This is a genomic window from Pseudomonas sp. NPDC089569 (assembly GCF_050280625.1).
In the GTDB taxonomy this organism is placed as follows: Bacteria; Pseudomonadota; Gammaproteobacteria; order Pseudomonadales; family Pseudomonadaceae; genus Aquipseudomonas.
In genome coordinates, this window is record NZ_JBNNVQ010000214.1 from 1,814 (window position 1) to 3,202 (window position 1,389).

General features: G+C 53.3%; 1 rRNA gene (running past one end of the window). It reads left to right on the forward strand.

Annotation, left to right across the window (positions count from 1 at the left end):
• Positions 1 to 1,370, forward strand: a 23S ribosomal RNA gene (locus ACQKP2_RS32300) (it extends 1,621 nt beyond the left edge of the window).
• The last annotated feature ends 19 nt before the right edge of the window (positions 1,371 to 1,389 follow it).

Sequence of the window (1,389 nt, forward strand, 5' to 3'; positions counted from 1 at the left end):
CTTTGGGTGACGAAGTGGTTGATGCCATGCTTCCAAGAAAAGCTTCTAAGCTTCAGATAACCAGGAACCGTACCCCAAACCGACACAGGTGGTTGGGTAGAGAATACCAAGGCGCTTGAGAGAACTCGGGTGAAGGAACTAGGCAAAATGGCACCGTAACTTCGGGAGAAGGTGCGCCGGTGAGGGTGAAGCACTTGCTGCGTAAGCCCACGCCGGTCGAAGATACCAGGCCGCTGCGACTGTTTATTAAAAACACAGCACTCTGCAAACACGAAAGTGGACGTATAGGGTGTGACGCCTGCCCGGTGCCGGAAGGTTAATTGATGGGGTTAGCTAACGCGAAGCTCTTGATCGAAGCCCCGGTAAACGGCGGCCGTAACTATAACGGTCCTAAGGTAGCGAAATTCCTTGTCGGGTAAGTTCCGACCTGCACGAATGGCGTAACGATGGCGGCGCTGTCTCCACCCGAGACTCAGTGAAATTGAAATCGCTGTGAAGATGCAGTGTATCCGCGGCTAGACGGAAAGACCCCGTGAACCTTTACTATAGCTTTGCACTGGACTTTGAATTTGCTTGTGTAGGATAGGTGGGAGGCTTTGAAGCGTGGACGCCAGTTCGCGTGGAGCCATCCTTGAAATACCACCCTGGCAACTTTGAGGTTCTAACTCAGGTCCGTCATCCGGATCGAGGACAGTGTATGGTGGGTAGTTTGACTGGGGCGGTCTCCTCCTAAAGAGTAACGGAGGAGTACGAAGGTGCGCTCAGACCGGTCGGAAATCGGTCGTAGAGTATAAAGGCAAAAGCGCGCTTGACTGCGAGACAGACACGTCGAGCAGGTACGAAAGTAGGTCTTAGTGATCCGGTGGTTCTGTATGGAAGGGCCATCGCTCAACGGATAAAAGGTACTCCGGGGATAACAGGCTGATACCGCCCAAGAGTTCATATCGACGGCGGTGTTTGGCACCTCGATGTCGGCTCATCACATCCTGGGGCTGAAGCCGGTCCCAAGGGTATGGCTGTTCGCCATTTAAAGTGGTACGCGAGCTGGGTTTAGAACGTCGTGAGACAGTTCGGTCCCTATCTGCCGTGGACGTTTGAGATTTGAGAGGGGCTGCTCCTAGTACGAGAGGACCGGAGTGGACGAACCTCTGGTGTTCCGGTTGTCACGCCAGTGGCATTGCCGGGTAGCTATGTTCGGAAAAGATAACCGCTGAAAGCATCTAAGCGGGAAACTTGCCTCAAGATGAGATCTCACTGGAACCTTGAGTTCCCTGAAGGGCCGTCGAAGACTACGACGTTGATAGGTCGGGTGTGTAAGCGCTGTGAGGCGTTGAGCTAACCGATACTAATTGCCCGTGAGGCTTGACCATATAACACCCAAGCAATTTG